This window comes from Pseudomonas botevensis (genome assembly GCF_019145475.1).
Taxonomy (GTDB): Bacteria; Pseudomonadota; Gammaproteobacteria; order Pseudomonadales; family Pseudomonadaceae; genus Aquipseudomonas; species Aquipseudomonas botevensis.
On the sequence record NZ_JAHTKI010000004.1, the window covers coordinates 121,352 to 134,155 of the forward strand.

10 protein-coding genes are annotated in these 12,804 nt (G+C 61.4%); 4 read left to right on the top strand and 6 right to left on the bottom strand.

Annotated elements, in window-relative coordinates; all coding sequences use genetic code 11:
* Window positions 1-87: 87 nt before the first annotated feature.
* Window positions 88-1,941 carry a sigma-54-dependent Fis family transcriptional regulator gene (locus tag KVQ74_RS07735; protein WP_217830494.1) on the top strand — a complete coding sequence of 618 codons (1,854 nt, stop codon included), beginning with the start codon at window positions 88-90 and terminating at the stop codon, window positions 1,939-1,941.
* 126 nt (window positions 1,942-2,067) lie between these two features.
* Here the strand turns inward: KVQ74_RS07735 and cysS are convergent, their stop codons facing one another.
* Window positions 2,068-3,450 (bottom strand): cysteine--tRNA ligase, encoded by a 1,383-nt coding sequence (gene cysS, locus KVQ74_RS07740; protein WP_217830495.1) that lies wholly within the window; start codon window positions 3,448-3,450, stop codon window positions 2,068-2,070.
* Between the two features lie 20 nt (window positions 3,451-3,470).
* Window positions 3,471-5,171: a glutamine--tRNA ligase/YqeY domain fusion protein gene (locus tag KVQ74_RS07745; protein ID WP_217830496.1), complete on the bottom strand. Its 1,701-nt coding sequence runs from the start codon at window positions 5,169-5,171 to the stop codon at window positions 3,471-3,473.
* 263 nt (window positions 5,172-5,434) lie between these two features.
* Between KVQ74_RS07745 and KVQ74_RS07750 the strand changes: the two genes are divergently transcribed.
* Window positions 5,435-5,938, top strand: a complete 504-nt coding sequence (locus KVQ74_RS07750) for a peptidylprolyl isomerase (RefSeq protein WP_217830497.1) — start codon at window positions 5,435-5,437, stop codon at window positions 5,936-5,938.
* Window positions 5,935-6,681 carry a UDP-2,3-diacylglucosamine diphosphatase gene (gene lpxH, locus KVQ74_RS07755; protein ID WP_217830498.1) on the top strand — a complete coding sequence of 249 codons (747 nt, stop codon included), beginning with the start codon at window positions 5,935-5,937 and terminating at the stop codon, window positions 6,679-6,681. Before KVQ74_RS07750 ends, lpxH begins: the two co-directional genes overlap by 4 nt.
* A gap of 171 nt (window positions 6,682-6,852) precedes the next feature.
* On the opposite strand, the gene KVQ74_RS07760 is transcribed toward lpxH, so the two are convergent.
* The 4 genes from KVQ74_RS07760 to KVQ74_RS07775 all read right to left on the bottom strand — a co-directional run bounded on the left by KVQ74_RS07760 (window position 6,853) and on the right by KVQ74_RS07775 (window position 11,605).
* Window positions 6,853-8,382, bottom strand: a complete 1,530-nt coding sequence (locus KVQ74_RS07760) for a DHA2 family efflux MFS transporter permease subunit (protein ID WP_217830499.1) — start codon at window positions 8,380-8,382, stop codon at window positions 6,853-6,855.
* A 65-nt stretch (window positions 8,383-8,447) separates the two neighbouring features.
* The gene (locus tag KVQ74_RS07765) at window positions 8,448-9,650 is read right to left on the bottom strand and encodes an HlyD family secretion protein (protein WP_217830500.1); all 1,203 of its coding nucleotides are present in this window, start codon (window positions 9,648-9,650) and stop codon (window positions 8,448-8,450) included.
* Window positions 9,651-9,665: 15 nt separating this feature from the next.
* Window positions 9,666-11,135 carry an efflux transporter outer membrane subunit gene (locus tag KVQ74_RS07770; RefSeq protein ID WP_217830501.1) on the bottom strand — a complete coding sequence of 490 codons (1,470 nt, stop codon included), beginning with the start codon at window positions 11,133-11,135 and terminating at the stop codon, window positions 9,666-9,668.
* Complete coding sequence (locus KVQ74_RS07775; protein WP_217830502.1) at window positions 11,132-11,605, bottom strand: MarR family winged helix-turn-helix transcriptional regulator; 474 nt, start codon at window positions 11,603-11,605, stop codon at window positions 11,132-11,134. Before KVQ74_RS07775 ends, KVQ74_RS07770 begins: the two co-directional genes overlap by 4 nt.
* A 194-nt stretch (window positions 11,606-11,799) precedes the next feature.
* On the opposite strand from KVQ74_RS07775, the gene KVQ74_RS07780 reads away from it, so the two are divergent.
* Entirely contained in the window at window positions 11,800-12,771 is a 972-nt protein-coding gene (locus tag KVQ74_RS07780; RefSeq protein WP_217830503.1) for a fimbrial protein, read from the top strand.
* Window positions 12,772-12,804 lie beyond the last annotated feature (33 nt).

A 12,804-nucleotide genomic window follows, 5' to 3' on the forward strand; every position in this document is an offset into this window, starting at 1 on the left:
CGATGCTTTTTTGCACGGATCCGCTGGCCCGCTCCCGCCAGTGATCGCATAACAACAATAAAAATGCTGTTTCAGAGGCTGACTGCCATGGCCGATCCTGTCCCGCCGCTTTCCCATGACGCCATCGTCCAGGACTCCTGGTCCCGTTGCCGCGCCTTCGGCCTCAATCACCAAAGCACGCCGTCATTCGATCAACTGCCCGCCGCCGGCATCGCGCGGTTGCTCGACAGCCACCACTCACTGGTGCAGACCACCCATCAGGAAGTGCTGCCGTACTACGAAAACATCCTGAGCAACTCCAATTGCCTGATCATGCTGGCCGACAATCAGGGCCAGGTGCTGACGTCATGGGGCACCCAGCGCTTTATCGAGCCGAACCTGGCGCGGGGCTTCAAGACCGGGGCGAGCTGGATGGAGCGCTCCAGCGGCACCAACGCGATCGGCACCGCACTGGCCTGCGAGCAGGCGGTGCATATCGAGCACGATGAACACTTCCTCAAGGCCAACCGCTTCATGACCGGTTCCGCCGCCCCGATTTTCGATGCCGAGCGCAAGGTCATTGCCGTGCTCGACGTGTCCAGCGACAGCTACCTGCCGCCGTCCCATACCCTCGGCATGGTCAAGATGATGAGCCAGACCGTGGAAAACCGGCTGATCCTCAACCTGTTCCACGGTCAGCACTTTCAACTGACGTTCAACACCGGGTTGAACAACCTCGACAGCCAGTGGGCCGGGCTGCTGATCTTCGATGAAAGCGGCCAGGTGCTGTCCGCCAACCGCCGCGCGGACAACCTGCTCGGTGTGCGCCTGTCGCGGGTCAGTATCGAGAGTCTGTTCAAAGTGTCGTTGCTGGAGTTGATCAACCAGCCCGACGGCCTGCCGTTCGCCTTGCAGACTTGCGGGCGCAACCGCTTTCAATGCCTGTTGAAACGGCCGAAACAGGCGCCGGTCCAGGCACGCGTGTTCACGGAGCCAAAAGCTCCGGAGCCCACAGCCCCGGCCTCGACGACGATCAGCCTCAATACCCTGCACTTTGGCGACAGCCGCGTGGAAAAAGCCGTGCGCCAGGCCGAACGTTTGCTGGAGAAGGACATTCCGTTGCTGATCCACGGCGAAACCGGGGTCGGCAAGGAAGTCTTCGTCAAAGCCCTGCATCAGGCGAGCTCCCGCAGCAAACAGGCGTTTATCGCGGTGAACTGTGCGGCGATCCCCGCCGAACTGGTGGAGTCCGAGCTGTTCGGCTATGAGAAAGGCGCGTTCACCGGCGCCAACCAGAAAGGCAGCATCGGACTGATCCGCAAGGCGGACAAAGGCACGCTGTTCCTCGACGAAATCGGCGACATGCCGCTGCCAACCCAGGCCCGCCTGCTGCGGGTATTGCAGGAGCGCTGCGTGCAACCGGTGGGCAGCAGCGAGTTGTTCCCGGTGGATCTGCGGATCATCTCGGCGACCAACCGCTCGCTGCGCGAACAGGTACAACTGGGGCGGTTTCGTGAGGATCTGTATTACCGCATCGGCGGGCTCACCCTGGAATTGCCGCCGCTGCGCGAGCGCAGTGACAAGGAAGCATTGTTCAAACGGCTGTGGGAACAGCATCGCGAACCTGCGCAATGGGCGGGGCTGAGTCGGGAGGTGCTGGAGTTGTTCGGCCGTCATCCGTGGCCGGGGAATCTGCGTCAGGTCAGCAGCGTGATGCAGGTGGCGCTGGCGATGGCCGAAGAGCAGCCGGTGCGGCCTGAGCATCTGCCGGATGACTTTTTTGTCGACCTGGAGATGGAGCCGGTGGAGACGGCAGAGCCACTGGGGATTGATCTGAATGATGCCGAGGCGTTGAGCCGGGAGTTGCAGGCGGCCGGGGGGAATATTTCCCATCTGGCGCGGCGGTTGGGGGTCAGTCGCAATACCCTTTACAAGCGGTTGCGGCAGTTTGGGATCGAGTGAACCGCCTTCCCCTCATCGGAACGCCGCCCGCCCAGCCCCTCCCGAGGGAGAGGGTTAAGGACTTTTGACTTTGAAAAAAACAAAACCCGCACAAAGGCGGGTTTTGTTTTTTGGCCAGACAAGCAATCAGTCAGCCAGACGCCAGGTCGTCCCGCCCTTGCCGTCTTCCAGCACCACGCCCATGGCGGTGAGCTGGTCGCGGATACGGTCGGATTCGGCCCAGTCCTTGCCGGCACGTGCCGCCAGGCGCGCGGCAATCAGCGCGTCCACTTCGGCGGCATCGACGCGCCCTTCGGCGCCCGCTTGCAGGAAGTCGTCGGCTTCGAGTTGCAGCACACCCAACACGCTCGCCAGCTCTTTCAGACGCGCCGCCAGACCGGCCGCCGCATCGAGATCGCTCTCGCGCAGACGGTTGATCTCACGCACCATCTCGAACAGCACCGCACAGGCTTCCGGCGTACCGAAGTCGTCGTTCATGACGGTGGTGAAACGCTCGACGAACGCCTCGCCACCGGCCGGCGCCACACTCGGCAGGCCTTTCAACGCGTGGTAGAAACGCTCCAGAGCGCCCTTGGCGTCCTTGAGGTTGTCTTCCGAGTAGTTGATCGCGCTGCGGTAGTGGCTCGACACCAGCAGGTAACGCACGACTTCCGGGTGGTACTTGTCGAGCACGTCGCGAATGGTGAAGAAGTTGTTCAAGGACTTGGACATCTTCTCGCCATTGATACGGATCATGCCGCAATGCATCCACGCATTGGCGTAGGTCTTGCCGGTGGCCGCTTCGCTCTGGGCGATTTCGTTCTCGTGGTGCGGGAACTCCAGGTCGCTGCCGCCGCCATGAATGTCGAACGTCTCGCCGAGGCAGCAGGTGGACATCACCGAGCACTCGATGTGCCAGCCCGGACGCCCGGCGCCCCACGGCGATTCCCAGCTCGGCTCGCCCGGCTTGGCGGCTTTCCACAGGACGAAGTCCAGCGGATCCTGCTTCGACTCGTCGACCTCGATCCGCGCACCGATGCGCAGGTCTTCGATCTTCTTGCGCGACAGCTTGCCGTAGCCCATGAACTTCGCAACGCGGTAGTACACGTCGCCATTGCCCGGTGCGTAAGCGTAGCCCTTGTCGATCAGGGTCTGGATCATCGCGTGCATGCCCGGAATGTGATCCGTGGCGCGCGGTTCCATGTCCGGCTTCTGGATGTTCAGGCGCGCTTCGTCTTCGTGCATCGCGGCGATCATGCGCTCGGTCAACGCTTCGAACGACTCACCGTTCTCGTTGGCCCGGTTGATGATCTTGTCGTCGATGTCGGTGATGTTGCGCACATAGGTCAGGTCATAACCGCTGAACCGCAACCAGCGGGTCACCAGGTCGAACGCGACCATGCTGCGGCCGTGGCCGAGGTGGCAGAAGTCGTACACGGTCATGCCGCACACGTACATACGCACCTTGTTGCCATCCAGCGGCTTGAAGACTTCTTTGCTCTTGGTGAGCGTGTTGTAGATCGTAAGCACGTTGTTTCCTTGAGACTTGATCACTGGCCCCACGAATCACGCAGGGTCACGGTACGGTTGAATACCGGCGCGCCCGGTTTCGAGTCCTTGATATCCGCGACGAAGTAGCCTTCGCGCTCGAACTGGAAACGGTCTTCCGGCTGTGCGTCGCCCAGCGAGGGTTCGGCACGACAACCGGTCAGCACTTGCAGTGAGTCAGGGTTGATGTTGTCCAGGAAACTGGCGCTGTCTTCGGCCTTCTCCGGGTTCGGAGAGCGGAACAGACGATCGTACAGGCGCACTTCGCACTCGACGCTGGCGGCCGCCGGCACCCAGTGGATCACGCCTTTGACCTTGCGACCTTCCGGGTTCTTGCCCAGGGTGTCCGGGTCGTACGAGCAACGCAGCTCGACGATATTGCCGTCGGCGTCCTTGATCGCTTCGTCGGCACGGATCACGTAGCTGCCGCGCAGACGCACTTCACCGGCCGGCTCCAGGCGCTTGTAGCCTTTTGGCGGCTCTTCCATGAAGTCGTCGCGATCGATGTAGATTTCCCGGGCGAACGGCAGTTTGCGCACGCCGAGTTCTTCTTTCTGCGGATGACGTGGCAGTTCGAGGTTGTCGACCTTGTCTTCCGGGTAGTTGGTGATCACGACTTTCAACGGGCGCAGCACGCACATGGCGCGCGGGGCGTTCGCATCGAGGTCTTGGCGGATGCTGAATTCGAGCATGCCGTAGTCGACCACGCCGTCGGAGCGGTTGGTGCCGACCATCTCGCAGAAGTTGCGGATCGACACAGGCGTGTAGCCACGGCGACGGAAGCCCGACAGCGTGGACATGCGCGGGTCGTCCCAGCCATTGACGTGTTTCTCGTCAACCAACTGCTTGAGCTTGCGCTTGCTGGTGATGGTGTAGTTCAGGTTCAGGCGGCTGAACTCGTACTGGCGCGGGTTGGCCGGCACCGGCAGGTGCTCGAGGAACCACTCGTACAGCGGACGATGGCTTTCGAACTCCAGGGTGCAGATCGAATGGGTGATGCCTTCGATGGCGTCCGACTGACCGTGGGTGAAGTCGTAGTTCGGATAGATGCACCACTTGTCGCCCGTCTGGTGGTGATGGGCGTGGCGGATGCGGTACATGATCGGGTCGCGCAGGTTCATGTTCGGCGAGGCCATGTCGATCTTCGCGCGCAGCACACGGGCGCCGTCCGGGAACTCACCGGCGCGCATGCGGGCGAACCAGTCCAGGTTCTCTTCCACCGAACGGTCGCGGAACGGGCTGTTCTTGCCCGGCTCGGTCAGGCTGCCACGGTATTCCTTGGCCTGCTCGGGGGTCAGGTCGTCGACGTAGGCCTTGCCGGCCTTGATCAGCTCCACCGCCCAGTCGTGCAACTGGTCGAAGTATTGCGAGGCGTAGCGCACTTCGCCGGACCATTCGAAGCCCAGCCACTTGACGTCGCTTTCGATCGCGTCGATGTATTCCTGGTCTTCCTTGGCCGGGTTGGTGTCGTCGAAACGCAGGTGAGTGACGCCGCCGAACTCCTGGGCCAGGCCGAAGTTCACACAGATCGACTTGGCGTGGCCGATGTGCAGGTAGCCGTTGGGCTCAGGCGGGAAACGGGTGACGATCTGCGTGTGCTTACCCGAGTCCAGATCCGCCTGGATGATCGGGCGCAGGAAATTGACCGGCGTAACAGGGCCGGTCTTGGAATTCGAGGTAGGGTCGACAGTGGGCTTGCTCATAGGATCCTTGAACGTACAGTGCGCGGCCGGGACACGGGCCTGACAAAACAAAGCCGCTATCATAGCCGATGCTGTCAAGCCGCTGACAGAGCAGGCCCAAAATCAGGTGCGTTTAATGCACCTGTTTTGAAAAACAGCCTCGAATTTCGCGTCTGTCACGCTAAACTGCGCACCTTGGCCGAAACAGGCTGAACCGGTTGCGGGGCCGAATGTCCCAAAACCACGAATTCCTTATAAATGCTTCACTTATAAAGAGCACGATCATGACCCAAGTCAAACTGACCACCAACTACGGTGACATCGTCATCGAACTGAACGCTGAAAAAGCCCCGGTCACCGCGGCCAACTTCATCGAGTACGTTAAGAAAGGTCATTACGAGAACGTGGTGTTCCACCGTGTGATCAAGGGCTTCATGATCCAGGGCGGCGGTTTCGAACCTGGCATGCAGGAAAAGAAAGACAAGAGCCCGAGCATCCAGAACGAAGCCGACAACGGCCTGAAGAACGACAAGTACACCATCGCCATGGCCCGTACCATGGATCCGCATTCGGCGTCGGCGCAGTTCTTCATCAACGCCTCCGACAACAGCTTCCTCAACCACACCGCCAAGACCGCCCAGGGCTGGGGTTACGCCGTATTCGGCAAAGTGGTTGAAGGCACCGACGTTGTCGACAAGATCGAAGGCGTTTCCACCACTTCCAAGGCAGGCCACCAGGACGTTCCAAAAGACGACGTGATCATCGAGAAAGCCGAGATCATTGAGTGATACTGCTGATTTCAGACTTGCATCTGGAAGAGGAGCGCCCGGACATCACCCGGGCGTTTCTGGATTTGCTCGCCGGACGCGCCCGCTCGGCGAGTGCGTTGTACATCCTGGGCGACTTTTTCGAGGCGTGGATCGGCGACGATGCCATGACCCCTTTCCAGCGCTCCATCTGCCAGGCCCTGCGTGAACTGAGCGACAGCGGCACGGCGATTTTTCTGATGCACGGCAATCGCGACTTCATGCTGGGCCAGGCCTTCTGCAAACAGGCCGGTTGCACCCTGCTGAAGGATCCGAGTGTCGTGCAGTTTTACGACGAGCCCGTCCTGCTGATGCACGGCGACAGTCTCTGCACCCGCGACGAAGCCTATATGAAGCTGCGCCGCTACCTGCGCAACCCGATCACCCTGTTCATCCTGCGCCACCTGCCCTTGCGCACCCGGCACAAACTGGCGCGCAAACTGCGCAGCGAGAGCCGGGCGCAGACGCGGATGAAGGCCAATGACATTGTCGATGTCACGCCGGAGGAAATTCCGCGGATCATGCAGGAATACGGCGTGAAAACCCTGATTCACGGGCATACCCATCGTCCGGCCATCCACAAGCTGCAGCTTGGCGAACAAGCGGCCAAGCGGATTGTGCTGGGGGATTGGGATCGTCAGGGGTGGGCGTTGCAGGTGGATGAGAACGGGTTTGCGTTGGCGCCGTTTGATTTTGCGCCGCCGTTGGGATTGCCGCACAGCTGAAGCCCCCTCACCCCAGCCCTCTCGCCCAAGGGGGCGAGTGAGAAAGGGAGCAGAGCCTTGTGCTTTTCAAACCTGAGTTCGACTGAGGATTTTCAGGTCGGCGTACGTCGAAAGAACACCTGGGTCAGCCCCCGCTCCCTCCGGGAGAGCGGGCTTTGGCGCTCTGCCACCTTAATGACCGGACGCCGCCGGCCCCGCCTTCGCCGCAAACGGCGGCTTCGCCAGCCACACAATCAGAATCAAGCCCATGAACCCCCAGCCCAGCAACGTGAAGTAATCCACGGTGGAGAGCATGTACGCCTGACTGGTCAGCACATGATCGAGTTGCGCATACGCCGGGTTGCTCGCCCCGCCCAACTGGTTCAGCGCCTCGCGGGTCGCCGGTTCATAGGTGCTGATGCTTTCGCTCATGTAGGCATGGTGCTGATCGGCCCGACGGATCCAGATCCAGGTGGTCAGCGACGCTGCAAAGCTGCCGCCCAGGGTCCGCAGAAAGGTTGCCAGGCCCGCGCCGTCGGCAATCTGGTGCGGTGGCAGGTCCGACATCAGGATGCTCAGGGTCGGCATGAAGAACAGCGCCACGCCGATGCCCATGAACAGTTGCACCAGCGCGATATGCTGGAAGTCCACCTCGTTGGTGAATTCACCGCGCATGAAGCAGCTCAGGCCAATCGCCAGGAATGCAATTCCGGCCAGCAGGCGCAGGTCGAACTTGTGCGCGTACTTGCCGACAAACGGCGACAGCAGCACCGGCAGAATCCCGATCGGCGCCACCGCCAGCCCGGCCCAGGTCGCGGTGTAGCCCATCTGGGTCTGCAACCACTGCGGCAGGATCAGGTTGATGCCGAAGAATCCGGCATACCCCAGCACCAGCACCAGAGTGCCGATGCGGAAGTTGCGGTAAGCGAACAGCCGCAGATTGACCACCGGATGCCGGTCGGTCATCTCCCAGATCACGAACACCGCCAGGGCAATCGCCGAAATCGCCGCACCGATGAGGATGAAGTTCGATTCGAACCAGTCCAGGTCATTGCCCTTGTCGAGGATCACCTGCAACGCGCCGACCCCGATAATCAGCGTGATCAGGCCCACGTAGTCCATCGGTTGACGACTGGTGACCACCGGGCGCTTCGCCAACTGCGAACGCACGACCATCACCGCGAAGATCCCGATCGGCACGTTGATGAAGAAAATCCACGGCCAACTGTAACTGTCGGTGATCCAGCCGCCGAGAATCGGCCCGGCAATCGGCGCCACCACCGTGACCATCGCCAGCAACGCCAGGGCCATGCCGCGCCTGGCGGGGGGATAAACCGCGATCAATAGTGTCTGGGTCATCGGGTACAACGGCCCGGCCACCAGGCCTTGCAGGACGCGGAAGCCGATCAGTTCCGGCATCGACGTCGAAATGCCGCACAGGAACGACGCCAGAACGAACAGGATCGTTGCCCAGAGAAACAGCTTCACCTCACCGAACCGCCGGCTCAACCAACCGGTCAGCGGCAGCGCGATGGCGTTGCTCACGGCGAACGAGGTGATGACCCAGGTGCCCTGCTCCGAACTCACCCCCAGGTTGCCGGAAATGGTCGGCAGCGCCACGTTGGCGATGGTGGTGTCGAGCACTTGCATGAAGGTCGCCAGCGACAGGCCGATGGTGCTGAGCACCAGGCTGGGCGGCGAAAAAGAGGCGTTATTGCTCATCGCGAATCCTTTGGAACTCGGCAGGCGCCGCGTCCGTCACGGGACGCGGCGAGGGGATCGGCGAATCAGCGTTGCGCGGTCTTGCTGACCGCAGCGCTGTTGTCGTGGATCAACTGGGTGATCATGGCGTCGGCTTCGGCCAGTTGGCGGTCGTAGACGTTGGTGCTGAACGAGGCCTGTTGCGGCGGTTGCTGGGCCAGCACCGGACCGCTCTGGTCATGCAGGTTGACTTCGACGGTGGTCGACAGACCGACACGCAGCGGATGTTTGGCCAGCTCTTCGGCGTTGACGTGAATCCGCACCGGCACCCGTTGCACGATCTTGATCCAGTTGCCGGTGGCGTTCTGCGCGGGCAGCAAGGCAAACGCGCTGCCGGTGCCGGCGCCGAGGCTGTCGACGGTGCCGTGGAATTTCACGTCGCTGCCGTAGATGTCGGACTCGATGTCCACCGGTTGGCCGATGCGCATGTCACGCAGTTGGGTTTCCTTGAAGTTGGCATCGATCCACACCTGATCCAGCGGAATCACTGCCATCAGCGCCGTACCCGGCTGCACCCGCTGACCGAGTTGCACGGTGCGCTTGGCGACATAACCGGTGACCGGTGCAATCAGCGTGCTGCGAGCGTTGTTCAGGTACGCCTGACGCAGTTCCGCAGCGGCAGCCATCACGTCGGGGTGTGACGACACCACGGTGTCATCGACCAGCGCGCTGGTGGTTTTCAATTGTTGTTTGGCATTGGCCAGGGCGTTTTGCGCCGAGGTCAGATCGTCACGGGCGTGGGACAGTTCTTCCTGGGAAATCGCCCCGCCGGCGGCGAGATTTTTCCGCCGGTTGAAGTTGTCCTGAGCCTTCTGCACTTCGGCCTGCTGGGCGTTGACCTGAGCCTTCATGCCATCGACGTTGCTGTACAGACCGCGCACCTGACGCACGGTGCGCGCCAGTTTGGCCTGGGCACTCTGCAGACCGACTTCGGCGTCGTTCGGGTCGAAGTTGATCAGCACCTGGCCTTCATGCACCAGATCGCCGTCATCGGCGCCAATGCTGACGACGGTGCCGGTGACCAGCGGCGTGATCTCCACCACGTTGCCATTGACGTAGGCGTCGTCGGTGCTTTCGGCCCAGCGTCCGATGTACTCGTAATACGCCCAGACGCCGGCACCGGCGAGGGCAACAACAAGGGCCAGCACCAGCAGCATCACTTTGCGTTTACGCGGATTGCCGGCGTCTTGCGGGTTTTCCTGGGTTTGGGTGTTTTCGGCAGTGGCCATGACAATTACCTTGAATTAGTTGTGCAGCGTGGCTGGGTTGGCGTTGGCTGCGGTCAGGGGTTCCCCCTGGAATCCGCCGCCCAGCGCTTGCATCAGTTGAATCGACAGGTCGATCTGCTCGGCATTCAGGGTCGCCAACTGGCGCTGGGCCTGAAGCAATTGCTGCTCGATGCTGAGCACGTCCAGGTAGTTGCCGATACCGGAGCCGTAACGCTGGACGACGGTGTTGTAGGAATCCTGGGCTACGTCGGTCGCGTGCTGCTGGGCGCCGATCTGGCGGCCGATGTCACGCAACTGGTTGATGGTGTCGCTGACATCGCCGAGGGCTTTCACCAGGCTTTTGTTGTACTGCGCCACCGCCAGATCGTAATCGGCGTCGCGCGAGTCGAGGTTGGCGCGCAGGCGTCCACCATCGAAGATCGGCACCGAAATGGTCGGGGCAATGTTGAAGAAGCGACTGGCCGAGCCGAACATCGCGTCACCCAACAAGGATTCGGCACCGGCGGCCGCCGTAAGGTTCAGGTTGGGATAGAACTGGGTCTTGGCCGCCGCAATGTCCTTGCTCGCCGCCTCGACACGCCAGCGCGCCGCCACCAGATCCGGACGCCGTCCCAACAGTTCCGCCGGCAACACCGTTGGCAACGCCACGGCACTGGCTTGCAGGACTTTTGGCCGGGCGATTTCGTTGCCGCGATCCGGGCCTTTGCCGAGCAACACGGCCAGGGCGATTTTCGCGCTGTTCAGGCGTTTTTCGGCGTCGATCTGACTGGCTTCGGAGCTGGCTTCCAGGCTTTCGGTCTGCTGGAACTGGTACTGGCTGTCGATCCCGGAACTCAAGCGGCGCTGGCTCAGGTCGAGCAACTGGCGGGTACGTTTGAGGTCTTCATTGGCCAGGTCATAGACGATGTGCGCTTCACCGAGGTCGCTGTAGGCCCGGGCCACATCGGCGGCGAGGGTCAATTGCGCGGCCTGGCGGTCGACTTCAACGGCGCGGGCCTGGCCAAGTGCGGCTTCCCAGGCGTCACGCTGGCCGCCCCAGAGGTCGAAGTTGTAATTGAAGCCGGCGCTGACGTCGCGCACGGTGGCGTAAGCATCGCCCTGACCGCGAGGATCCTGATCCTTGGCCAGTCGCGAACGGCTGATGCCGGCGCTGGCGTCGAGGGTCGGATAACGCGCGGCATCGGCGGCGTACGCGGCCGCGTTGGCCTGATGGGCACGGGCATCGGCGATCTGCATGTCCGGGTTGTCACGCAGGGCTTCACGGATCAGGCCGTCGAGTTGCGGATCGCCAAGGCTGGTCCACCAGTCGCTTTTCGGCCAGGCCGCCGGGGACAGGGTCACGCCGTTGAGCGATTGCCCGGTCTTGAGGGTTTTGGCATCAAGGTTTGTGCCTTGGGTGTCGAGGCCGCTGTAGTTGGCGCACCCGGCAAGCATCATCGCCGACAGCACCAGCGTCAGGCTGCTGCGCAAGGTTTTACTGCTCATTTGTCACCTACCCGCAGAATGGTGATCGGATCACCCGCCGCCAGCAAAATTTTCTTGAGAATGTGTTCCAGGGTTTTCAACTCGTCCGGAGTAATCGCACCGGCCAGTTCATTCATCGCGTCGGCGCCGATGTACGGCAGGCGATCAGCCAGTTGCTGGCCCTGCTCCGTCAGCTTCAACTGCACCTGACGGCGGTCGCCTTCGCTGCGTTGGCGAATCAGGAAGTCTTTCTGCTCCAGACGATCGAGCATGCGCGTCATCGAACCGCTGTCCAGGGACAGGTGCCGACACAGTTCGGCCGGGGTATCGACCCCGTACTGCGCCATGATGATCAACACCTTGAACTGCGCGGCGGTGATGCCGTGGGGTTCCATGTGGATGTCGATGATCTTGTCCTTGAGCAGCGCGGCCCGGCCCAGCAACAGGCCGAGATGACAATGTTTGAATCCGTCCGGGGTGAAATGCTTCATTTGCGCACCTAATAACTGCCTAGGCAGTGAATGTATGTCGAAATATTACTGCCTAGGCAGCGAATGTCAAATGGAATAGTTAGCAGGCTTGGTAATCAGCCGATCAGCGGAAGGTTTCTCAGAATTGCCTGATGTCCACCGGCAGGCGGCGTGTTTAACGTACGGCGCTCTTTGGCCGACACGAACAGCCCTTCATGAAGCGTCTAAAACTGCAACGCCCCCTGCTCACCTTGGTCACGGCGACGTTGCTGACCTGCGCGGCGGACGCCCTGGCGGCGAACTGCACATTCGACGGCAGTCCCTCCACGCAAACACTTTCCTTCGGCGCAAGCCTGGCCAATGGTGGTATCTCTATCCCCGCCGATACGCCTGATGGCACGGTGGTCTACCAGGACACCGCACAACAATCGTCGTGGCACTACTGGAGATGCACGGCGACTTCACAATATGGCGTGGCGGTCAATCCAGCCTTTGGCACCCCGGCCAGTTACGTCACGACCTTTCCCCTGGGCAAGACAGGGCTCTCGTTTCGGATCTGGATGGATATGCTGGATCGCTATGAGCCATCGCTGTTTGCGATAAGCCCGAAAGGCTACGGCATCGCCTCGGGCACGGTGCGCCTGGAAATCATCAAGTCAGGCCCATTGGCTGCGAATGTCACGGTTGCTGCCGGCAGCCTGGGAACCCTGCAATCAGGCGAGCTGATTCTGAATCGATTCAACCTCGCCAACGCCCTGGTGGTGAATACGGCTTCCTGCCAGACCCCTTCCGTGCCCGTTGCCATGGGCGATGACTACCAACTCAATGAGTTTCGCGAAGCTGGCGCACACGCTCGCACGGTACGTTTCAACATTGGCCTGAACCAGTGCCAGACCGGCATCAAGAAAGTGACCTACTCGCTCAAGGCCAACACCCCGGTCATCGATGCGGCGAAAGGCATCGTCGCACTCAACGACAGTTCCACCGCCAAGGGCATCGGCCTGCAATTGATGAATGACGTCGGGCAGCCCATGGCCTTGAATACCACTTACCCGTTCAATGCCTTCACCACCACCGGCACGAGCTTCAAAATCCCCTTGACGGCGGCGTACTACCGCCTCGGGAAGGAGGAACCCCAGGCTGGCAGCGCCAACACCGAAGTGACATTCATCGTCAATTACCTGTGAAGCCTTTAAGGATCGTCTGATGTTCGCAGTGCC

Coding starts and splice junctions, on each gene's coding strand:
- KVQ74_RS07735 (WP_217830494.1), top strand. CDS start 88: ATGGCCGATCCTGTCCCGCCGCTTTCCCATGACGCCATCGTCCAGGAC.
- KVQ74_RS07745 (WP_217830496.1), bottom strand. CDS start 5,171: ATGAGCAAGCCCACTGTCGACCCTACCTCGAATTCCAAGACCGGCCCT.
- KVQ74_RS07750 (WP_217830497.1), top strand. CDS start 5,435: ATGACCCAAGTCAAACTGACCACCAACTACGGTGACATCGTCATCGAA.
- KVQ74_RS07760 (WP_217830499.1), bottom strand. CDS start 8,382: ATGAGCAATAACGCCTCTTTTTCGCCGCCCAGCCTGGTGCTCAGCACC.
- KVQ74_RS07765 (WP_217830500.1), bottom strand. CDS start 9,650: ATGGCCACTGCCGAAAACACCCAAACCCAGGAAAACCCGCAAGACGCC.
- KVQ74_RS07770 (WP_217830501.1), bottom strand. CDS start 11,135: ATGAGCAGTAAAACCTTGCGCAGCAGCCTGACGCTGGTGCTGTCGGCG.
- KVQ74_RS07775 (WP_217830502.1), bottom strand. CDS start 11,605: ATGAAGCATTTCACCCCGGACGGATTCAAACATTGTCATCTCGGCCTG.
- KVQ74_RS07780 (WP_217830503.1), top strand. CDS start 11,800: ATGAAGCGTCTAAAACTGCAACGCCCCCTGCTCACCTTGGTCACGGCG.